The 22,805-nt window shown below is 63.0% G+C and carries 16 protein-coding genes and 1 tRNA gene; all 17 read right to left on the minus strand.

Annotated elements, in window-relative coordinates:
• Window positions 1-510 precede the first annotated feature (510 nt).
• A complete protein-coding gene (locus ACQ4W0_RS02895) occupies window positions 511-1,893 on the minus strand; it encodes an undecaprenyl-phosphate glucose phosphotransferase (RefSeq protein WP_436575413.1) in 1,383 nt (460 codons plus the stop codon).
• Between the two features lie 8 nt (window positions 1,894-1,901).
• Window positions 1,902-3,140 (minus strand): XrtB/PEP-CTERM-associated polysaccharide biosynthesis outer membrane protein EpsL, encoded by a 1,239-nt coding sequence (epsL, locus tag ACQ4W0_RS02900; RefSeq protein WP_436575414.1) that lies wholly within the window; start codon window positions 3,138-3,140, stop codon window positions 1,902-1,904.
• A 40-nt stretch (window positions 3,141-3,180) separates the two neighbouring features.
• On the minus strand, window positions 3,181-3,855 hold the full coding sequence (locus tag ACQ4W0_RS02905) for a CAAX prenyl protease-related protein (RefSeq protein ID WP_436575415.1): 675 nt from the start codon (window positions 3,853-3,855) through the stop codon (window positions 3,181-3,183).
• Window positions 3,856-4,019: 164 nt separating this feature from the next.
• Complete coding sequence (locus ACQ4W0_RS02910; RefSeq protein ID WP_436575416.1) at window positions 4,020-5,912, minus strand: ATP-binding cassette domain-containing protein; 1,893 nt, start codon at window positions 5,910-5,912, stop codon at window positions 4,020-4,022.
• A gap of 172 nt (window positions 5,913-6,084) precedes the next feature.
• Window positions 6,085-6,159: transfer RNA gene (locus ACQ4W0_RS02915), tRNA-Arg, on the minus strand.
• A gap of 70 nt (window positions 6,160-6,229) precedes the next feature.
• A complete protein-coding gene (locus ACQ4W0_RS02920) occupies window positions 6,230-7,273 on the minus strand; it encodes a hypothetical protein (protein WP_436575417.1) in 1,044 nt (347 codons plus the stop codon).
• Window positions 7,274-7,291: 18 nt separating this feature from the next.
• A complete protein-coding gene (locus ACQ4W0_RS02925) occupies window positions 7,292-8,623 on the minus strand; it encodes an MBOAT family O-acyltransferase (protein WP_436575418.1) in 1,332 nt (443 codons plus the stop codon).
• 359 nt (window positions 8,624-8,982) lie between these two features.
• Window positions 8,983-9,738, minus strand: coding sequence for a PEP_CTERM-anchored TLD domain-containing protein (locus tag ACQ4W0_RS02930; protein WP_436575419.1), 756 nt, complete (start codon window positions 9,736-9,738; stop codon window positions 8,983-8,985).
• A gap of 118 nt (window positions 9,739-9,856) precedes the next feature.
• Window positions 9,857-10,249: a RidA family protein gene (locus ACQ4W0_RS02935; protein WP_436575828.1), complete on the minus strand. Its 393-nt coding sequence runs from the start codon at window positions 10,247-10,249 to the stop codon at window positions 9,857-9,859.
• A 35-nt stretch (window positions 10,250-10,284) separates the two neighbouring features.
• Window positions 10,285-11,445, minus strand: coding sequence for an acyl-CoA dehydrogenase family protein (locus ACQ4W0_RS02940; RefSeq protein ID WP_436575420.1), 1,161 nt, complete (start codon window positions 11,443-11,445; stop codon window positions 10,285-10,287).
• Window positions 11,446-11,449: 4 nt separating this feature from the next.
• Window positions 11,450-12,304 (minus strand): enoyl-CoA hydratase family protein, encoded by an 855-nt coding sequence (locus tag ACQ4W0_RS02945; RefSeq protein WP_436575421.1) that lies wholly within the window; start codon window positions 12,302-12,304, stop codon window positions 11,450-11,452.
• Window positions 12,305-12,306: 2 nt separating this feature from the next.
• A complete protein-coding gene (locus tag ACQ4W0_RS02950) occupies window positions 12,307-12,819 on the minus strand; it encodes a MarR family winged helix-turn-helix transcriptional regulator (RefSeq protein ID WP_436575422.1) in 513 nt (170 codons plus the stop codon).
• A gap of 12 nt (window positions 12,820-12,831) precedes the next feature.
• Complete coding sequence (locus tag ACQ4W0_RS02955; RefSeq protein ID WP_436575423.1) at window positions 12,832-13,632, minus strand: SDR family NAD(P)-dependent oxidoreductase; 801 nt, start codon at window positions 13,630-13,632, stop codon at window positions 12,832-12,834.
• A 1-nt stretch (window position 13,633) separates the two neighbouring features.
• Entirely contained in the window at window positions 13,634-16,015 is a 2,382-nt protein-coding gene (locus ACQ4W0_RS02960; protein WP_436575424.1) for a bifunctional salicylyl-CoA 5-hydroxylase/oxidoreductase, read from the minus strand.
• Window positions 16,012-17,631, minus strand: coding sequence for an AMP-binding protein (locus ACQ4W0_RS02965; RefSeq protein WP_436575425.1), 1,620 nt, complete (start codon window positions 17,629-17,631; stop codon window positions 16,012-16,014). Before ACQ4W0_RS02965 ends, ACQ4W0_RS02960 begins: the two co-directional genes overlap by 4 nt.
• Window positions 17,632-17,724: 93 nt before the next feature.
• Window positions 17,725-18,435: a response regulator gene (locus ACQ4W0_RS02970; RefSeq protein ID WP_436575426.1), complete on the minus strand. Its 711-nt coding sequence runs from the start codon at window positions 18,433-18,435 to the stop codon at window positions 17,725-17,727.
• An 85-nt stretch (window positions 18,436-18,520) separates the two neighbouring features.
• Window positions 18,521-22,753, minus strand: coding sequence for a hybrid sensor histidine kinase/response regulator (locus ACQ4W0_RS02975; protein WP_436575427.1), 4,233 nt, complete (start codon window positions 22,751-22,753; stop codon window positions 18,521-18,523).
• Window positions 22,754-22,805: the final 52 nt, after the last annotated feature.

The following is a 22,805-nucleotide window of genomic DNA, read 5'->3' on the forward strand; positions in this document are numbered from 1 at the left end:
CCCAAGGCCAGATGGCACGGCACGGCACAAATTTCCCCGAAAATAGTTATTCGTCAAATAATTAACAATATTGTAAACATAATACACATAATGCACGACGACAAGGGAAATATTTGCTTAAAAATCTACTAATAAGACATAAAAACAACTATTTCCGCAGTCTACTTGATTGCAAAAAATCATGTATTGCGTGGTTCAGACTGACTTTAAACATGATAGTTGGCGCGTGCCGTCCCGACGACTGCCCGTCAGGAGGACGCAACGACCGGCAGGGGCAAGGCCGGATACTGCACACAGCGCAAACCCTTTCCAAGAGGAAAGTAATGTGCCGCAACACGGTGACATCATCGCTTGCCTGTGGCGGCATGGCCGGCACGACTCACGGCTGGGTGAGAGCGCAGCGGTCGCACGATGCGCAGGTGCTCTGGAAGATGCTCCATTTTAACGCGTATTGACTCCGTGCAAAGTATATTCAAACGCTATTTTTTCCTGCTCGCACCGGGCGTATGCTCAATGCGCGTTCTCGCGCGCCAGCACCACTTTCACCGTGCGCGCGATAATCCACAGGTCCAGCCACAGCGACCAGTTGCGCAGGTAATCGAGGTCGAAATGGATGCGCGCCTCCATCTTGTCGAGCGTTTCCGTCTCGCCCCGTAAACCGTTGACCTGGGCCCAGCCCGTAATACCGGGCTTGACCTTGTGGCGCAGCATGTAGCCCTTGATCAGCTTGCGGTACTGCTCGTTGTGCACCACCGCATGGGGGCGCGGCCCGACGATGCTCATGCGTCCCTGCAGGACGTTGAGAAATTGCGGCAGCTCATCGAGCGAACTGCGGCGCAAAAAGGCGCCCACCCGCGTCACCCGCTGGTCGTTCTTGGTGGCCTGCACGACATTGTCGCCATCTTCGCCCACCGTCATGGAGCGAAACTTGTAGACCACGATCTCTTCGCCATACAGGCCATAGCGGCGCTGGCGGAAAATCACAGGGCCTTTCGAGGTGCTCTTGACGGCGATAGCAATCACCAGCATCACCGGCAGCAGCAGCACCTGGATCACCAGGCCCAGCACGATATCGCTGCCCCGCTTGACCATGCTGTTAAAGCCCGTGAATGGCGATTCGCGGATGGCGATGACGGGCATGCCGCCCACGTTGTCGAAACGCGCCTGCATCAGGTCAAAGATATAGATATCGGGCAAAAAATACACGGAAGCCGTCGTATCTTCAAGCTCGTCGAGCATCTTGCGGATGCGCGGCTGGGCCGAAATAGGCTGGCTGATGAAGATCATCTTGATATTGTGTTCGCGCACATAGCTGGCGATATCATCCATGCGCCCCAGCATGGGTTCGCGCATCTTTTCCGGCCAGCGGTCGTCCGTGCGGTCGTCAAAGAAACCGTGCACGTGCATGAACAGGTTGGCATTGCGCTCGATGGTGGCGGCAAACTTCAGGCTGGCGTCATTGGCGCCGATGATGACCACCGAGCGCACCTCGCTGTCGCCGTCCGGATGCAGACTGAACTTGCGCCCGGCCAGGTGCCCGGCCAGCAGCACGAAGGGCGTGAGGACAAGCCAGGCCAGCACCACTTCGGTATCGAAATGATAGGCCAGACCCGTGGCCGAGCCCAGGAAGACAAGGATCAGCGCGACGATCGTCCAGCCCACCAGGATATCGCGCGCATAGGCCAGCATGCGACCGCTGCGCCAGGTGCGATAGGGATCGACATGCTGGAACACCGTCGACGAAATGAAGACGGCCAGTATCATCAGCACCAGCGTATAGCCGGTAAAAGGCGAACCCGACAAAACCGTCATCAGGTACAGCAAGCCCATGATGATGATCGGGTCGAGGACGCGCTGAAAGAACGAAATCAGGGGTATATCATTGACAGTCATGTTGATCTTTAAAACTGGACGCTGCCATTGAAGGAAATACCCTTGGCCCGATAGCTGCCGCTATCGATGATGGCGACGCCTTCGCGCCGCTCCTGGAACAGGCGCACGCCAAGCTGGATTTTCTGATATGGCGCGTACGTGACGCCCAGCGAGGCTGTGCGGGTGGTATCGCGGCCATCGCCCGGCAGCACCAGGCCGCTGATGGCGGAGAAATCGCGCCGCTCCTGGCGCAGCAGCGCATCGACGCGCACCTTCGACGTCGCCGTCCAGGCTGCCGATACGCTGGCGCCCGTGTTCAGGCTGCTCGTCACCAGCGAATTGTCGACCGAGCCGAATTCGCGCCAGACCATGCCCGTGAAATTCACCTTGCCCAGCGGCTGCCAGTACATGCTCAGGCGCCCGTTGGTGCCGCTGACATCGCGCCCGGACAACAGGTTGTTGCGGTGACGTACCCAGCCACCGAGAAACTCCAGCTGCGTGATGCCGCTCAGCGCCCAGTAGATGTTCGCCTTGATCTCGTCCTGGCGGTAGCCGCTGCCGTACACGTTCGATTCAAGCGCGCTACGGTTCGGATACTTGCCGTTCAGGTGGCGCAATTGCACGCCGATGCGGCTGTTGCTGGGTGCCAGATAGTCCACGCCCAGCTCGGTAGCGTCTTCCGTCCAGTTGGAAAAGGCCTGCGACGGCAAATCATACGAATAGCGGTCGCGCGACAGGCCGCCGCGCACGCGCCAGCTGGGGTGGAAGCGCCAGGCGCCGTTCAGGTATTCGCGCCGCTGCGTGCGCAAATTGCGCGCCGTGCTCTGGAAGTCACTGAACGGCGTCAGCGTCTGCGCATAGCTGGCGCCCGCATGGCCTTCGAGGTGATTGGCGATATGCCACTCCAGGTCGGCCAGAAAGTCCTTGCCGTCGTAGTCGAACTGGTTGAAGCGGTTGAAGCTCACCTTCGACCATTTGGCCTGGCCCGTCAGTATCTGGCGGCCGATGGGACGGTTGAACAGGAAACCGGCCTGCAGCATCGTCGAGGTGTCCGAACGGGGGCCGGAAAAACCCGGCGTGTTGTCCGGCAAGCGCATCAGGTTGTCATCGTAGGAATAGGTCGTGGCGACAAACGGCTTGATGGTGTCGCTGATATCGGCCAGCGCGGCGCCACTGGCCAGAGTCCCCGCCACCAGCAGCGCACCGTGCAGACGTGGAGCTGCCGACATGGCGGCGGCAATTGCTTTTTTACGCAAGGAATTCAACATGGATTTTGTCTTTGAAAGATCACACAGTTGATAGACAATACTACCAGTAAATCCAGTGCCCACCAGAAATAATCCAGAGCCCTAGCACGCCGTTCGTCACGCCATGCGCGAGGACAGGTGACCACAGGGACTGGCTACGCATGTACAACAAACTATATGCCGCACCGGCCACCATGCCGGCCAGCCATAAATTATGTTCAAAGCCAAACAGCAGCACGCTGATGGCGAAGGCCTTGGTGCTGGCCAGGCGCGGATCGGCCCGCAAAAAATCCGCCTTGTCGATCCAGCGCAACAGGAAGGAGCGCCAGAACAGCTCTTCCATCACGGGCACCACCAGCGCCGCGCCGGCGATGCGCAACACGACCAGGCTCCATTCGATACGGCCATCGGTACGGGGATCGAAGCCGTCGGGGTTGCCAATGCGCATCCAGCTTGCGTCGAGATTGATCCAGAGCAGAAAAACAACAAGACCTGTTATCAGCGCCCCGAGAATGGCACGCGCGCCCAACGGCGTCCACATCAATTCAGTGTAACTGCGGCGCCAGTACAACAACATGCCCAGCACGACGCCGATCTTGACGGCATACAGCCAGCGCAACTCCTGCGCGGCAATGCCCAGGCGACCGAGCATGTCGGCAATGAAAATGAAGGAGAGATAGGCCAGAAATGGCGCTACCCGGGGCAAGGCGGCGCGGTCAAACATAGTGCCGCGCATCGGAGGAAGAGCCACGCGCCGGACGCGGTGGTCCGGAGCGCGTGTTTTTCATGACAAACATGCATCCCCCGATGTAATAAATATAATTATATAATTATATCAAGCGGGACTGTTGCCGTGGCAAATAATCCTGACTTAATTACAACAGGGTATGCAAAAAAGCATCAGCCGTTGGCGCGTGCCTCGATTTGCTCCCACTTTTCCAGCGCTTCCAGCAGTTGGCCTTCGATCTCGGCCACGCGCGCGTTCAGGCGCTTGCCTTCGGCCGGCGTCTTCTTGTAGAAGTCCGGGTGCGACAGCTCGGCAGCCAGCACCGATTGTTCGTCTTCCAGCTTGGCGATCAGCTTCGGCAACTCTTCCAGCTCGCGCTGTTCCTTGTAGCTGAGCTTTTTCTGCTTGGCGGCCGGTGTGGCGGCGTCGACCTTCACGGCCGGCTTGCTGGCTGGCGCCGTAGCGATCGGCAAGGTGCGCACGCGCTCCCAGTCCGTGTAGCCGCCGACGAATTCGCGCCACTTGCCCTCGCCTTCGGCGACGATCACTTGCGTGACCACGTTGTCGAGGAAGGTGCGGTCATGGCTGACCAGGAAAACGGTGCCCGTGTATTCTTCCAGCAACTCTTCCAGCAATTCCAGTGTGTCGATATCCAGGTCATTGGTCGGCTCATCGAGCACCAGCACGTTGGCCGGCTTGGCGAACAAACGCGCCAGCAGCAAACGGTTGCGCTCGCCGCCGGACAGCGACTTGACGGGCGAACGGGCGCGTTCCGGCGCAAACAGGAAGTCGTTCAAATAGGTCATCACGTGGCGACGCTGGCCATTGATCTCGACCCAGTCGCTACCCGGCGCAATGGTTTCCATCAGATTGGCTTCTTCGTTCAGCTGCGTGCGCATCTGGTCGAAATACGCCACTTGCAGCTTGGTGCCCAGGCGGATGGTGCCCGTGTCCGACTCTTCCTGGCCCAGGATCATCTTCAGCAAGGTGGTCTTGCCGGCGCCGTTGGCGCCGATCAGGCCGACCTTGTCGCCGCGCAAGATGGTGGCGCTGAAATCCTTGACGATGACCTTGTCGCCATAGATCTTCGAGACGTTTTCCAGGTCCGCCACGATCTTGCCCGAGCGTTCGCCGGCCGACACGTCCAGCTTGACTTGTCCCTGCTGGTCGCGGCGCGCATTGCGCGTCAGGCGCAGCGCTTCCAGGCGGCGCACGCGGCCTTCGTCGCGCACGCGGCGAGCCTTGACGCCCTTGCGTATCCATACTTCTTCCTGAGCCAGGAACTTGTCGAACTTGGCGTTTTCCACTTCTTCGATTTCCAGCTGCTCCGCCTTGCGGGTCTGGTAAGCCGTGAAGTTGCCCGGATACGACAGCAAGCGGCCACGGTCGAGCTCGATGATGCGCGTAGCGACATTGTCGAGGAAGGAGCGGTCATGGGTAATGAACAGCACGCTGCCCTTGAAGTCGCGCAGCAAGCCTTCCAGCCACAGGATGGAGCTGAAGTCCAGATGGTTGGTGGGCTCATCGAGCAGCAGCACGTCGGGTGCCGACACCAGCGCGCGCGCCAGCGCCACGCGCTTTTGCATCCCGCCCGACAGGGTTTTCATCAGCATGTCGCCCGTCAGGTTCAAACGGTCGAGCACGGTTTCCACCTTGTTCGGCAAGCTCCACGCATCGGCCGCATCGAGTTTCACCTGGATGTCGTGCATGCGCTCCATCAGTTCGTCGTCATTGCCCTGGCCAAACTGGCCCGTCAGCGCATCGTATTCCTTCAGCCACGCCTGCGATTCGCCCATGCCGGAAGCGACGGCGTCGAACACGGACATGTCCGGATCGAATTGCGGTTCCTGCTCCACATACGCGATCTTGATGCCTTGCTGCATTACCAACAAGCCGTCATCGAGCTTGAACTTGCCCGAAATAACCTTCAACAGCGACGATTTACCCGTGCCGTTGCGGCCGATCAAGCCGACCCGCTCCGTGGTTTCCAGTGAAAATTCCGCGTGATCGAGCAGCGCGACGTGACCGAACGCAAGTTGCGCCGATGAAAGAGAAATGACAGCCATAATGAGTAAGAGTGCTCGGGCGCCGTCTCGCGCACACCACGTGGTGTGCAAAACAGCCGCCGATTAGATGAATGAAGCACGCATTGTACCGATAACTCGGACTTCAATCGCCATCGATCAGTAAATTGCTACCCGCATGGACTCGGGCCGCCGACGCGCGCTGCGTGGAATGTGGTGTCGCCAGCAGGAATCGAACCTGCATTTAAGTCTTAGGAGGACCTTGTACTATCCATTGTACGATGGCGACACGCGAAGCGGGATTATACAGCCTGCAGCCGTCCATTAATAGTCTGGCAAGCCGTACCTTATCGGAAGGCTCAGTTTCCCGCAGCGGCAGGCGATGGCGTCGGGGCCGTTGCGAGCAAAGGCAGCAGTTGCTGCGCCGCCAGGCCATGCGCCACCTTGTTCCAGTGTCCATCCATGGGCAGGAAATCCATGCGTTCGCGCCGCACGGCCCAGTGCTGCGCAAAGACGGGCTGCATGTCGACCAGCGCGTAGCCATGCTGCCTGGCCCGTTCCATGAAGACACTGCGGTTGTCGCCATGCCACTGCGGCTGGGCGCGGCCTGGCTCGTACAGCACATTGCGCTCGCCGTCGACGAGAAAAATGATGCGCGTCGCCGCGCCGCCCGCCTGGCGCAGCTGCGTCAGATAAAACTCCAGCGCCGCTTCGCGCGCGCCGGCCGGGACAGCCCCGGCGGCGCCAGCCGGTTTGCTGTTCTGCAACTTGGACAGGAGCCAGTCGGACAGCTTCAGGTTGTAATACACGTAGCGCGCCAGCGCCGAATGGGCCACCAGGCGCTTGACCTTCGATTCGACATACGGATTGTGCACGACCGACACCGCCTGCCCGCTCACGACAAAATAGCTGTGTCCGCGCTGTGCCGGCGCCAGCAGTTCGTTCAGGTTGCCTGCATCGACAAACAGTACCACCGTGCGCGGATGCAGGCGCGGCTGGTAATAGCGCAGCATTGCCAGGCCATCCGCCAGGCCGTTGCCGGAACCGGCCGCGGCATAGACCTTGCCGCCCAGGGCCAGATCCAGATTGCCTTGCACGGTGTCGGCATAGTCGAGCATCAGGCTTTCAATAAAGCTGTCGCCCGCCACCAGCACAGCAGCACCGTCCTGGAAGTCGGCCGAATTACTGTAGCCCTGCGCGTTCGTCATGCCGCGCCGGGCATTGGCCAGCGCCCAGCCATGCGAATACACATATGGCTGCCGGGGCAAATAGCGGTTGAACGGCACGGCGGCGCTGCTATCTTCCATGCGCAGGCCGGACACCACGGGCAGGCACTGCAGGACGACTTCCAGCACCAGCGCCGTGGCCAAGACACCGAGGCCGATTGCGAATAATGGGCGCATAGGAATGAGTTGAATGAGTTAGAAATTAAAGTACAAGAATTCGGAAACGCCGCGTGTCTCGCTGATCGCCAGCAATAACATGCACAACGTCAACATGGCGCCCAGCAGGAAGGCGCCACGGGTGCCATGCAATCCTGCCTCCCGCTGGCGCAGCAAGCCGCGTCCCAGCAACTGGTAGGCATTCGGCAGGCAGAAGGCAATCGCCGCGCAGGCGCTCAGCCACCACAGGCAGCTCCCCAGCTCCATGATGCGGTTCATGCCCAGCGCCCCTGCCTGCATGGGCAACGTCAGCGTGCCGCCCAGCATGGCGCGCAGCAGATCGAACGCCACCGTCACCGAACTGGCACGGAAGAAAACCCAGGCCAGCACGACCGCAAGAAAGGTCACGACGCCGCCAGCCAGGCGAAGCGCCAGATTGTTGCGCTCACCCAGAAGATGTCGCAGTGCATGATTAATAATCAGGTAGACGCCGTGCAGCGCACCCCATACGAGGAAGGTCCAGTTGGCGCCATGCCAGAGTCCGCCCAACAACATGGTCAGCAAGAGGTTACGGTAGCGCTGAAAAGCCCCCTGGCGGTTGCCGCCAAGGGGGATATACAGATAGTCGCGCAGGAAGTTGGACAGGGTGATGTGCCAGCGGCGCCAGAAATCGATGATCGATGCAGCCTTGTACGGCGAATTGAAATTGATCGGCAGAATAATGCCGAACATGTAGGACAGTCCGTAAGCCATGTCGCAATAGGCAGAGAAATCAAAGTACAGCTGGAAAGTATAGGCCAGGGTGCCGGCCCACGCCTCCAGCATGCTCAGGTGCTGATGATGGAGGTCAAACACGGGCGCCACATAGCGCGCCACGCCATCGGCCAGGATCACTTTCTTGAACAGGCCGATGGTGAAGAACGCCAGCCCCACGACCAGCCGCCCACGGCTGAACACGTGCGATTCCGGCGCGACGAACTGCGGCATCATTTCCTTGTGATGCAGGATGGGGCCGGCAATCAGGTGCGGGAAATACGTGACAAACAAGCCGTAACTTTCAGGCTGATAATCTTTGACCTTGCCTGCGTGACAATCGACCAGGTAAGCAATTTGGGTAAACGTAAAAAAAGATATGCCGATGGGCAATGTGATGCCCATGGCGGCGATCGGGGCGCCCGTCACCGCCGCTATATTACTGAGCAGGAAATCAAAATATTTGAAAAAGACCAGCAGCGACAGGTTGAACGCCAGGCCGGCGATCAGCCAGGCCTTGGCGCTGCGCGCCCTGCCCTGCTCCTTGCGCTGCGATATGCCCCGGCCAACGGCGAAGTTGCAACAGACGGACAACGCCAGCAAAGGCAGGTAAGACACATTCCAGTAACTATAAAAAGCGACCGAGGCAAACAACAGGAAAATGATGGAAAGGCGTAAGGAATATTTTGACAGCAAAAAATAGCCGAGCAGCGCCAGTGGCAAAAATACCAGGAAAAAAGGAAATGAGTTAAATAACACAGCGCGAGCCCGAAAGAGGAAGGTGACTCATGAAAGACAGTCTAATTTCACAATAGCATTATTACAAAGCATTAACAGCAAAGACAAACATGCATAGTGGAAATTTTCCATCTCGTCAGCATCGTCTACCGATATTGTCTCGTCGTCAATAGCCGCAACGGGCCGGCCATGCATGAACACGGCCAGCTGCGCCGGCTGGACGGCGCGATGCTGCGGACTCAGGCTTGTTGACTACGCTGCGGGCGTCGGCGCCCCCGGACGCTACCCAGCAGGAGCAGACCGACAGCCATCATGGCGTAGCTTGCCGGCTCGGGCACGGCGCTGATGCTAAACACTTGCATGGCGCCAAATGTGACATTCGGATAGGAGCCATACGGCGCGCCATCGAGCAAACTGGCGCCAAAGATGCCATTGACTGGATCGATGTACGAGTAGCGCGAAGAAATACCATTGGTACTCAGGTCGGCCGACATACCCAGGTCGGCGCCTATGCCAAACGTGGGCCCGGCGTTGATATCATTGAAGGTTTGATACGACCCCACGGTGTCCAGCGCATAGGTTTTCGGCGTCTGCAGGAAATGCTGGCCCGACGTCAGGTTGAAGATGAAGGCCGTGCGGTCACGGGCTTCCGGCGTCATGTTGTAAGTACCTGACGAATTCCAGCTTTGCGGGTTGTAGCCGCCCACCAGCCAGGTCTGGCCGGCGGCGTTGCTCGCCTGCATCACGGAAAACGTGCGCCCCTTGCCATCGGCGGCCTGGTGAAAGTCAAACGAAGTGTCGCCCGCCGACTTCGTGTAGATGGAGGTCAGTGCCAGCGGCCCTTCGCCCAGCCAGGCGGACAGCTGCGCTTCCTGCGTGCCGTTGAGCAAGGACTGCGCCATGGCGACAGGAACGATACCGATGCACAGCAAGGCACCAGCGAGCAAGGTAGCGGGCCGCACCGCCTTGATTTTCAGCATAATTTGTTGTTGCATCGCTCCCCCTGTGTGGTTGCCGCGAATTTTCGGCATATCAATATAGCACAGAGTAATATATTAATTGCATTAATTTATTTTAATTGAAATGCTGTTAATGCAATATTTTATACAGCCATCATGGCGGTAGCACGGCCGTCACCTCGATTTCCACACGTGCGCGATCCTCGATCAGGCCGGCGACCTGCACCGCCGTCATGGCGGGATAGTGCTTGCCGATAATTTCCCGATAGGCCACGCCGATTTGCGGATACGCCGCCACATATTCCTTCTTGTCGAGCACATACCAGTTCATGCGCACGATGTGCTCGGGCAAGGCGCCCGCCTCGGCCAGCACGGCGACGATGTTGTGCAGCGCCTGGCGCACCTGCCCCGCGAAGTCGTCCGTGTGGAACTGGCCCTGTGCATCCCAGCCTATCATGCCGCTGACGTACACCGTGCGTCCGCTGGCGGCCACGCCATTCGCATAGCCGCGCGGCCTGGCCCATCCCGGTGGTTGCAGCACTTGCATCTTGCTCTCCTCGTTGTTCATGCGCTTCATGCCGTTCATGCGCCCGCCGCCTCGCGCAGCAGTTCGCGCGCGATGATCAATTGCTGTACCTCGCTGGCCCCCTCGTAGATGCGCAAGGCGCGAATTTCCCGGTACAGGCACTCGACCGGGTGTCCACTGACCACGCCCATGCCGCCGAACAGTTGCACGGCCGCGTCGATCACCTGCTGCGCCGTCTCGGTGGCCGTCAGCTTGGCCATGGCCGCTTCCTTCGTTACCTTGCGGCCATGGTCGCGCTGCCAAGCGGCGCGGTAGGTGAGCAGCGCGGCGGCGTCGATGCCGGTGGCCATCTGCGCCAGCTTGGCCTGCGTCAGCTGGAAGTCCGCCAGGGTCTGGCCGAACATCTGGCGCTTTGTCGCGTGGCGCAGCGCTTCATCGAAGGCGCGCCGCGCAAAGCCCAGCGCGGCGGCGGCCACCGACGTGCGGAACACGTCCAGTGTCGCCATCGCCACCTTGAAGCCCTGCCCCGCCTCGCCCAGACGCTGCGACACGGAAACGCGGCAGTTATTGAAACGCAGGCGCGCCAGCGGATGGGGGGCGATCACGGCGATGCGCTCGGCGATCTCCAGCCCGGGATTGTCGGCGTCGACGATGAAGGCGCTGATGCCGCGCGCGCCGGGCGCCTCGCCCGTGCGGGCGAACACCACGTAAAAGTCGGCGATACCGCCGTTCGAGATCCACGTCTTTTCGCCGTCAAGCACATACGCGTCGCCGTCGCGGCGCGCCGCGCATGCCATGGCCGCCACGTCCGACCCGGCCTGCGGCTCGGACAGGGCAAAGGCGGCGATGCGCTTGCCGCTGGCCACGTCCGGCAGATAGCGCGCCTTGTTCTCCGCGCTGCCGAACAGGCCGATGGCGCCCGACCCCAGGCCCTGCATGGCAAAGGCGAAATCGGCCAGGCCGTTATGGCGTGCCAGGGTTTCGCGCATCAGGCAAATGGCGCGCGTGTCGATCTTGCCGTCGATACCCGTGGCATGCGCGAGCCAGCCGCCCTGCCCCAATTGGGCCACCAGCGCGCGGCAAGCCGCATCGACATCGGCGACATGGGCATCGCTCAGGTGCTGCGCTGCCCAGGCATCGAGATCGCGTTCAAGTTCGGCATGGCGCGCCTCGAAAAACGGCCAGTCCAGGTAAGTGGTGTCGCGTGTATTGTTCATCGTCTTAATCGCCCTCGAATTGCGGTTTTTCCTTCGCTACGAAGGCGTGATAGGCGCGGTGAAAATCGTTGGTGGCCATGCAAATGGCCTGTGCCTGCGCTTCCGCCTCGATGGCTTCGTCGACGCCCATGTTCCACTCCTGCTGCAGCATTTTCTTTGTCATGCCGTGCGCGAAGGTGGGGCCGCTGGCCAGGCCGGCGGCGAACAGCTGCGCCGCTTCGCCCAATTCCTCCGGTTCGACCAGGCGGTTGAACCAACCCCAGCGCTCGGCTTCCACCCCCGGCAAGGAGCGGCCCGTGTACAGCAGTTCGGCGGCGCGGCCCTGGCCGATCACGCGCGGCAGCAAGGCGCAGGCGCCCATGTCGCAGCCGGCCAGGCCCACGCGGGTAAACAAGAAGGCCGTCTTGCTGCGCGCCGTGCCGATGCGGATATCGGAAGCCAGCGCCAGCATGGCGCCGGCGCCCGCGCAGATGCCGTCGATGGCGGCGATGATGGGCTGCGGGCAGGCGCGCATGGCTTTCACCACATCGCCCGTCATGCGGGTAAACGCCAGCAAGCCGGGCATGTCGAGCTGCGTCAGCGGGCCGATGATGTCGTGCACGTCGCCGCCCGAGCAGAAATTGCCGCCGCTGCCAGTGATCACCACGGCCTTGACGTCGTCCGCATGCGCCAGCGCGCGAAACAGCTCGCGCAATTCTGCATACGAATCGAAGGTGAGCGGATTCTTGCGCTCGGGCCGGTGCAAGGTCAATGTGGCCACGCCTGCATCGACGGAAAACAGGAAATGCCGCGCGGCGTAATGGCCCAGGCTGGCGCGGTTGCCTGGCAGGTCTTGCGGCTGGCCGGGGAGATGGCGCATGGTCAGTCCTTTATGGAAATGTCATTCAGCTGCTGTTTCATCTGCGACAGCAGGTCGATCAATCGGGTTTTGTCGTCCGGCGTCACGCCCTGCAGCAGTTCGGCGATCCAGCCTTCGTGCACCCTGGCCATTTCGTCGAAGGCGCGCCGGCCCGCTGGCGTCAGCTTGACGCTGTACGAGCGGCGATCTTTCGGGTCGACCACGCGCACCACCAGTTTTTCCTGCTCCAGCTGGTCGGTGATGCCCGTGATATTGCCGCCCGTGACCATCATGCGCTTGGACAGTTCGCCCATGCGCAAGCCATCGGGAAAGCGTTCGAGCTGCGCCATCAAATCAAAGCGGGGCAAGGTAATGCCAAAGCTGGCGCGCAAGCGCGTGCGCACCTCGTTTTCGATTTTCACGGTGCACGAGAGCATGCGCAGCCACAGCTTGAGCGACTGGTGGTGGTCCTGCGTCAGGCGGCTGGCCAGGTCCAGCACCGGTTCGGCCTGCGGGAGGTCGCGTTCATTGTCCATTTTATCCATTGTCTACATGACTTCACCGCCGGCGACGGCGATCGATTGTCCATTCATGGCAGCCGACGCGGGCAAGCATAGCCAGGCCACCGCATCGGCCACTTCCTGTGGCTGCACCAGACGCTGCTGCGGATTGGCTGCGGCCAGTTCCGCGCGCGCCGCGTCTTCGCCGCGCCCCGTCTTGCGCACGATATTCTGCACCGCCTGCGCCACCATCTCTGTTTCCGTGTAGCCGGGGCAAACGGCGTTGACGGTAACGCCGCGCGGCGCCACTTCCAGCGCCAGCGCGCGCGTCAGTCCGATCACGCCGTGCTTGGCGGCGACATAGGCGCTGACATAGCGATAGCCTTTCAGGCCCGCCGTCGACGCCACATTGACGATGCGCCCCCAGCCCGCCTCCAGCATGCCCGGCATGGCCGCCTGGCAGCAGTGGAACACGCCCGTCAGGTTCACGGCCAGCATCTGCTGCCAGATGGCGGCGTCCGTCTTGCCGAACGGTGCCGCATGCGCCTGCCCCGCGTTATTGATCAATATATCGATGCGGCCGAAATGCGCGGCGGCCTGCGCGAAGCCCGCTTGCACGGATGCTTCCACGCTCACGTCAAGAATGCAGATGGCTACCCTGCCCGCGTGACCCGCCTCTTCCAGCTGCATGCGCGCGCGCGCCAGCCGCGCGCCGTCGCGCCCGGCCAGGGTGACCCGGGCGCCCGCGTCCAGCAAGGCGCCCGCGCACGCCAGGCCGATGCCGCTGCCGGCGCCCGTCACCAGCGCGTGCTTGTCGGCCAAGGCGCCGCCCAGTTGTTCCTTGCTCATGTCATCCTTCCAGCAGCCGCGCGGCCACCTGTTGCGGGGTCAAGCCCGTGTTGGCGGCGGCCAGCTGGCGCTCGCGCTGCAGATTGCGTTCCAGCTGCTGCTGGCCCGGCCGGTACTGTTTCGGCCAAATTGCGCCTGCTCCCGCGCCGCTGTAGCCGATGCGCGCCGTTTCCGTCAGGGTCCAGGCCGGGTTGGCCAGGTGCGGGCGGCCCACGGCGCACAGGTCGGCGCGGCCGGCGGCGATGATACTGTTGGCGTGGTCGGCCTCGAAGATGGAGCCGACGGCCATGCTGGCGATGCCCGCCTCATTGCGCACGCGGTCGGCGAACGGCGCCTGGAACATGCGCCCGTACACGGGCTGTTCCAGCTTGCTGACCTGACCCGAGGAACAGTCGATCAGGTCGGCGCCGGCCTGTTTGAACAGGCGCGCGATGTCGACCGCATCGTCGGGCGTGATACCGCCTTCGACCCAGTCGTGGGCCGAGATGCGCACACTCATCGGCTTATCCTGAGGCCAGGCGGCGCGCATGGCGCGAAACACGCGCAAGGGATAACGGCAGCGGTTTTCCAGGCTGCCGCCATACTCGTCCGTACGATGGTTGGTCAGCGGCGAGATAAAACTCGACAGCAAATATCCATGCGCGCAATGCAGTTCCAGCCAGTCGAAGCCGGCGACGGCTGCCGCCAGCGTGGCGCGCACGAAGTCCTGTTCGATGCGCGCCAGGTCGCTTTCCGTGGCCGCGCGCGCCACCTGCGATACGCCGGCCAGGTATTGCTGGCTGGATGCGGCCAGCAGCGGCCAGTTGTCCTCTTTCAAAGGCAGGTCGATGCCATCCCACATGGGGCGCGTCGAGCCTTTCGGCCCCGCGTGGCCCAGCTGCAGGGCGATCTTCGCATCGCTGTTGGCATGCACGAAATCGACGATGCGCCGCCAGGCCTGCGTATGCGCTTCGCTGTACATGCCGGGGCAGGCGGGCGTGATGCGCGCGTCGGCCGACACGCACGTCATCTCGGCAAACACGAGACCAGCGCCGCCCATGGCGCGCGCGCCCAGGTGCATCAGATGATAGTCGCCCGCCACGCCATCGACGGCGCTGTATTGCGCCATCGGCGAGACGGCGATGCGGTTTTTCAGCAGCACGCCGCGCAGGCGAAACGGCGTGAGCATGGGCGGCAGGGCCTCGTCCCGCATCGCCACGCCAGCCTGTTCGCCCGCGCGCCGCGCCAGCCACAGTTCATAGTCGGCCACGTAGGCGGGATCGCGCAGGCGCAGGTTTTCATGCGAAATGCGCTGGCTGCGCGTGAGCATGGAATAGGCGAACTGCGGCGCTTCCATGGCGCTGTAGCGCTCCACGTTCTCAAACCATTCCATGGAATTGCGCGCCGCGCTCTGGATTTTCAGCACCTCGATGGCGCGCAGCTGCTGGTAGGCGGCCAGCGCCGCAGCCGTCTCGGCATGCTGGCCGAAGCAGCGCGCCAGCTCGATGGCGTCTTCCAGCGCCAGCTTGGTGCCGGAACCGATCGAGTAATGCGCCGTGTGGGCCGCGTCGCCCATCAGCACGACGGGCACGCCATCCTGGTGGTGCACCCATTGCCGGCAGACGATGCGCGGGAAGGTGATCCACTGCGCCGAGCCGCGCAAGTGCGGCGAATTGCTCAGTAAGCCATGGCCATCGAGTTCCTGGGCGAACAGCGCTTCGCAAAAGGCGATGCCCTCTTCCTGGCTCATGGCATCGAGTCCCGCCGCGCGCCACACGTGTTCCGGCGTTTCGACGATGAAGGTCGAGGTATCGCCGTCATATTGATAGATATGCGCCTGGAACCAGCCGTATGGCGTCTGGCGGAAGGCAAATGTGAAGGCCTCGAATTTCTTGCGCGTGCCCAACCAGACGAAGCGGCAATGACGCTGGTCGATCTCGGGCTGGTAGCTGGCCGCATAACGCGTGCGGATGCGGCTGTTCAAGCCATCGCTGGCGATCACCAGGTCGGCGCCGTACTGGCGCGCGATGGTCTGGTCGTCCTGCACTTCCGTCTCGAACACCAGCTGCACGCCGAGTTCCTCGCAGCGCGCCTGCAGAATATTGAGCAGGCGCTTGCGGCCAATGCCGCAAAAGCCATGGCCACCGGAACGCACGGTCTCGCCCTTGAAGTGGATCTCGATATCGTCCCAGTGGTTGAACGCCTGCAGGATGGCGCGCGCCGTCGGCTCGTCTGCGCCGGCCAGGTTGCCTAGTGTCTGGTCGGAAAACACCACGCCCCAGCCAAACGTGTCGTACGGGCGGTTGCGCTCGATGACGGTGATGCGGTGCGCGGGGTTCTGCTTTTTGATGAGCAGGCTGAAATACAGGCCGGCGGGGCCGCCGCCGATGCAGACAATATTCATGGGGTGTCCGTGCGAAGTTTGAAGCGCTGCAGCTTGCCCGTTTCCGTGCGCGGCAGGGAGGGCAGGAAACGGACGGCGCGCGGATATTTATACGGGGCGATCTGCTGGCGCACGAAGTCCTGCAGTTCGGCCGCCAGCAGGTCGCTGGGCTGGAAACCGTCCTTCAGCACCACGTGCGCCTCGACGATCTGGCCGCGCTCGGCATCGGCGCGCCCGACCACGCCGCATTCGGCCACGGCCGGATGGCGCAGCAGCGCCTCTTCCACTTCCGGGCCGGCGATGTTGTAGCCGGCCGAGACGATCATGTCATCGCTGCGCGAGCGGTAATAGAAATAGCCGTCGCCATCCATTTCGAAGGTGTCGCCCGTCAGGTTCCAGCCGTTCTGCACATACTCGCGCTGACGCGGGTCGGACAGGTAGCGGCAACCGGTGGGGCCTTTCACGGCCAGGCGGCCCGTCACGCCGGGCGGCTGCGGCACGCCCGCGTCGTCGACGATGCAGGCCTGGTAGCCGGGAATGGCCTTGCCGATTGCGCCGCGGCGTATGCCTTCGCCGGTGGCGGAAATGAAGATGTGCAGCATCTCGGTGGCGCCGATGCCGTCCGTCATGGCCAGACCCGTCGCCGCCTGCCAGGCGTCGCGCGTGGCCAGCGGCAGCGCCTCGCCGGCCGAGACGGACAGGCGCAGGCTGCGCAGGTCGTGCTGCGCAGCCAGGGGCGCCATCTGGCGGTAAAAGGTGGGCGCCGTGAAGCAGATCGTGGCCTGGTATGCCCCGATGGCGCGCAGCAGGGCCTCGGGCGTGATTTTTTCCAGCAGCACGGCGCAAGCGCCAAAGCGCAGGGGAAACAGCAGCAGGCCGCCCAGGCCGAAGGTGAAGGCCAGCGGCGGCGTGCCGATGAAGATATCGTCGGCGCGCACCTGCAGCATGGAGCGGGGAAAGCAGTCGCAAATGGCCAGCAGGTCGCGGTGCATGTGCATGGTCCCCTTGGGCACACCCGTCGTGCCCGAGGTAAAGCTGATCAGGCAGACATCGTCGGCCGCCGTGTCACATGCGGCAAAGGGTGCATCTTGGGCGGCCATGCGCTGTTCCAGTTCAGCGCCGTCGGCGCCAAAGCACAGCATCGGCGGGCATTTCGGCACGGCATCGAGTTCCGCGCGCAAGCCCTGCGCGCACAGCACGGCGTTCACTTCCGCCTTGGCCACGATGGTCGACAGTTCGCGCGCGCGCAGCAGCGGCATGGTGGGCACGGCGATGCAGCCGGCCTTCAGCACGGCCAGCAGGCAGGCAGCCATCATGGGGGTATTCGCGCCACGCAGCAGCACGCGGTTGCCGGGGATCAGGCGCAGGTCGCTGCGCAGCACGTGGGCGATGCGGTCGACCTGCCGCGCCAGCTGTGCGTAAGTCCAGCGCTGGCCGTCAGCAAGGATGGCGGTGCGCTCGCCGCCACCACTGGCGACGGCGGCATCGAGCAGCACGGCGACGCAATTGAGGCGCGGCGGATACTGCAGCTCGGGCAAGTCCAGGCACAGTTGCGGCCAGAGTGCGCGCGGCGGCAGGTGCGCGCGCGCAAAGTCGTCCTGGGGAGATGCGGTGCTAGGCGAAGGGTCGCTGCTCATGCTCATCCTGGCTGGTGGCGGGCGCGTGCACAAGGCCCGGAAGCAGATACTTTAAACCTAAAGTATTTTCCCGGCAAGCGAAAAACAGCAAATTCAGTCGATGGTGTCCTGCTGTCGCAACCGGCGCATCTGCTGCGCCACGCTGCGCGCCAGCGCGGCCAGCGCCGCCTGTATCTGGCCGCCATCGAGCACCGCCGACTGCAGTAGTGCGCTCATGCCAGCCTCCGCGCCATGCAAACCCAGGGTGCGGCAACCGAGGTGCAGCCGTTCGAACTGCTGGCGCGCCTGGGCCGGTTCGCCGCGCGCCAGCAAGGCGTCGACCTGTTCGCTGGCGGCGCCGACCTGCCCCTGGAAACCCGTCAGATAGGCCAGCAAGCGTGCGCTGTCGATGCCGAGGCGCTGCAGTGTGTCGCGCGGCGCCTCGGCCGGCAATGCGGAGACGTCGAAGCAGGCATCGATATGCTGGCGCACCTGCTCCGGCTGGAAGGGTTTGACGATATAGCCCGCAGCACCGGCCTGCACGGCGTCACGCACCGTGTCCTGGTCATTGGCCGACGACACCAGCACCAGCGGCATGGCATCGAGCGCGCTGTCGGAGCGGATTTTCTGCAGCAGCTCCATGCCGGACAGGCGCGGCATGCGCAAATCGCAGAAGCACAGCGACGGGCGCAAGCCACCTTCGAGCTGCTCCCACGCCGCTGCGCCATCTTCGGCTTCCACGATATCGTGCACGCCGCAACTGTCGATCAGATGCATCAATACCATGCGCGACACGACATCATCGTCAACCACCAGTACTTTCATTGCTTTCTCCATTGCCGGCAGCGTCAGGGGCCTGGCCGTATTCTACCCAGTTTCGCCGCGCGCTCGATGGCCGGCATTGCCTATTTTACATTTCCTTGCCCGAAACGGCTATTTGCGCCAACAGTGCGCGCAATTGCGGCAAATGCAAGGCCACCTGCGTCCAGCGTCCGCCGTCCGCCGCCTCTTCCAGTTCCGTGCACAGCATGTGCAGCTGCGTTTCATCGAGATAGGCGGCGCTGCCCTTCAAGCCGTGCAGCAGGCGCCCGGCGTTATCCTTGTCCTGCGCCGCCAGGGCGGCGTCGAGTTCACGCAGGCGCCCCTCCAGGTCGGCGACGAAGGCAACACGGATGCGCCGTTGCAGTTCGCCGCTGCGGCCGGATGGGGACGGCGCCGCGACGGGGACTGCCGGCGCGATGCCGAACAAGGCATCGAGCTCGGCCTGCCCCCGCAAGACGCCGCGCGGCACGTGCGACGGCATGCGCGGCAACATGAAACCGCGCTGCAGCTGGCGCTCGATGGCGCGCGCCAGCAAACCATGCAGCGCCGCCTCGTCCACTGGTTTACTGAGGAAATCATCCATGCCGACGCCCAGATAACGGCTGCGGTCCTCTTCGCTGGCATTCGCCGTCAGGGCCACGATCATCAGTTCCTGGTCGCGCACGGGCTGGTCCGGCCAGCCGCCCACGCGAATCAATCGCGTCGCCGTGGCGCCATCCATCTCCGGCATGCGCCCGTCCATCAGGATCAGGTCATAGCGTGTATGCACGCAGGCGGCCACCGCCAGCGCGCCGTTGGCAACCACGTCGACGCGGTGCCCCAATTCTTCGAGCATGACGCGGATGATGATCTGGTTGGTGGGGAAGTCTTCGGCGCACAGCACGCGCAACTGGTGGCTGTGCGGCGCCAGCGCCACCTGTGGCACCTGCGGAGGCGCCACGCCATCGGCCAGCGGCAGGGTGAAGGCAAAGGTGCTGCCCTGCCCCGGCGTACTGGCCACCTCGATCTCGCCCTGCATCAGTTCGACCAGCTGGCGGCAGATCGCCAGGCCCAGCCCCGTGCCGCCGTAGCGCCGCGTGGTGCTGGCATCGGCCTGCTCGAACTTCTGGAACAGGCGCGCCATCGCGTCCGCATCGATGCCGATGCCGCTGTCGCTGACAGTAAAACGGATCAGGTTGACGCGGCGTCCGCCGCTGCCGCTGGCCACGCCAGCCCGCTCGACGCACACGCTGACGCCGCCGCGCTGGGTGAACTTGAAGGCATTGCCGACCAGGTTGACAAGTACCTGGCGCAAACGGGTCGGGTCGCCCACCACGAAGGGCGGCAGGTCGGGCGCGAAATCGATGGCAAAACCGATGCTGCGCGCGGCCGCCTGCTCCTCGAACAGGCTGACGACCGTCTCGATCGCCGCGCCGAGCGCAAAATCGATATTTTCTATACTCAGCTTGCCTGCCTCGATCTTGGAAAAGTCGAGCAAGTCATTGATGATCACCAGCAGCGACTGGGCATTGGCCTGGCCCCGCAAAATCTGCTCGCGCGTGGCGTCGTGCAACTGCTCGTCGCGCAGTGCAAAGCCCAGCATGCCGATCACGCCGGCCAGCGGCGTGCGCATCTCGTGGCTCATGTTGGCCAAAAATTCCGACTTCTGGCGCGTCGCGTCCTCGGCCTTGCGCTTGGCCTGGCGCAGGCTTTCCTCGTTTTTCGTCAGGCTACTGTTGACTTGCGCCAGCTTTTCCGACTGGGCCAGCACTTCGATTTCCTTGCTCTGCAACTCGGCCGTGCGTTCGCTGACCTGCTTTTCCAGCTCGTTCTGCTGGCGCCGCAGCGCGCGCACGCGCTGGCGGTAAGCGCCATACACCGCGCCCAGCAGCAGCGCCGCCATCAGGGTGCGGAACCACCAGGTTTTCCAGAACGGCGGCAGGATCGTGATGGCCAGCGTGGCGCCGCTCTCGTTCCACACGCCATCCTTGTTGGCCGCCTTGACGCGAAACACATAATTGCCCGCATCGAGGTTGGTGTAGGTGGCAAAGCGCCGCCCCGCATCCGTCATGACCCAGTCCTGGTCGAAGCCTTCGAGCCGGTAGGCGAACATGTTGCGCTGGGGTGCCGCGAAATGCAGGGCTGCAAATTCCAGCGAAAAGACGCTTTCGCGGCTGGTCAGCACCAGCTGGCGCGTATGCTCGATCGCCGTCCTGAGCACGTGCGCGAACTCGCCGCGGCCGATGGCCACCGGCTTGTTAAAAATCTGCAGCTCCGTGATGGCCACCAGCGGCGGCACGCGGTTGTCGTGGATATCCTGCGGCACGAACGCCGTCATGCCGTTAAAACCGCCGAAATACATGGTCCCATCCGAGGCGCGCAGGGCCGCGCCGTCGAAGTACGAGCCTTCCACCGTGCCATCGGCGCTGTCGTAGTTGCGGAACAGGCCGCTGCGCATGTCGAGCCGCGTGATGCCGCTATTCGTGCTCAGCCACAGCTGCTCGTTATCGTCGCCCAGGATGCTGGCGACGGCATCGTCGGCCATGCCATCCTTGCGCACGAAGCGCCGGAAGCGGATCTCGCCGTTCGCATCGACGTCCATGCGGTTCAAACCATTGGCCGTGCCCACCCACAGCACGCCGCGCTTGTCCTCGTGCAGATAGTGCACCTCGTCGTGGCTCAGGCTATGCGGGTTTTGCGGATCATGGCGGAAATGCCGGAAGTGGCCGCTGGCGCGGTCCAGCAAATCCAGGCCATGGAAAGAGCCTATCCACAGCCGCCCCTTGCCGTCCTCCAGCACGGGCCGCACCATGTTGTCGGACAGGCTGTTCGGGTTGGCCGGATCGTGGCGGTAGGTAGTAAAGGCCCGGCTAGCGGGGTCGAACCGGTGCACGCCGCCCCGCGTCGAGACCCACAGCATGCCGCTGCGGTCGCTCACGACATTGCGGATGGTGTCGCTGTTCGGGTCGCCGGCGGCAAAGCGCATGGTAAAGAAGCGCCCGAGTGCCGGATCGAAGCGGTGCAAGCCCGTCGAGCCGCCCACCCACAGAGTGCCATCCGGCGCCTTGTACAGGGTCGTGACCTGCTCGTCGCGCGACATGCCCGGAGAACTGCGCAGGTCGAACAAGCGCGAGCTGCCGTCGCGCGTATCGTACAGTTTCAGGCCGCCCTTGGTGGCCAGCCACAGCTTGCCATTGCCCGCGTCTGCCACGGCGCGCACTTTCTTGTCCGCCAGCGCGCCCACATCGCCGGGCGCCCGCGCCATGCGCGAAAAGCCGCCGCTGCCCAGGTCCACCCGGCTCACGCCGTTGTACCAGGAGCCGACCCAGAAGGTACCCGCGCGGTCGCGGTACAGCGACGACAGCTGGTTGTCGGCGACGCTGAATTTGTCGCCCGTCTGGTGGCGGTACTGCAGGAAGGTGTCGCTCTCGGGCAGCCAGCGGAACAGGCCATCGGCATTGCTGCCCAACCAGACGGTGGCGTCGACATCCTGGTACAGGCTGGCGACGCGGATGGCGGAAAAGCCCTGCTTTTCATTCAGGCGCAGGCGCGACTGCGGTGCCTGCCCGGCGCCGCCCAGGCGCCAGCGCTCGGCGCCGGCCATGGTGCCGATCCACAGATTCTGCTGGCGGTCCACCAGCAGCGACTGGATCACGTTGTACTTCGAACCGGGCTGCGTGTCGACGGCGAAATGCTCGAAGCGGTCACTGCCCGGCGCCAGCATGTCCAGGCCCGTGACGGTGCCTATCCACAGGCGCTGTTGCGCGTCCAGCACCAGCGCCTTGATTTCATTGTCGCCCAGGCTGTGCGGATTGCCTTCTTCATGGTGCCAGGTACGGAAAGCGCCCGTGGCGGGGTCGAAATGCTGCAAGCCGTCCGAGGTGGCGATCCAGAAGCCGCGCGCGCCATCGTCAAGAATGGCGTGGATATGCCGGTTGCCGTTGCCGCGCTTGCTCTTTTCGGCCGGGACGTAGTGAATGAAGGTCTGGCTGGCGGCATCGAAGCGGTCAAGGCCGTTGTCGGTGCCCACCCACAGCTGGCCCTGGCGATCGACATGCAGTTCGCCGACCCAGTTGTCGGCCAGGCTGGTCTTGTCGCCCTCGATATTCTTGTAGACGACCATGCGGTAGCCATCGTAACGGCTCAGGCCAGACTGGCTGCCGAACCACATATAGCCCTGCCGGTCCTGGGCGATGGCCAGCACCGACTCCTGCGCCAGACCCTGTTCGACGCTGAGCTGGTCGAAACGCAGGGTGGGCGCAGGCGCCGCCGCGGCCGGGCTGCCCGGCAGCAGCAAAGACAACAGCAATACCACTTCGCAAGCACGTCGAAATACCAGCACAATCGTCCTGTCAAAAAAAACGCGAAAACTCCGGCTACTGTTCCGGGGGCCG

The sequence above is a fragment of the Janthinobacterium breve genome, from assembly GCF_051380895.1.
GTDB lineage: Bacteria > Pseudomonadota > Gammaproteobacteria > Burkholderiales > Burkholderiaceae_D > Janthinobacterium.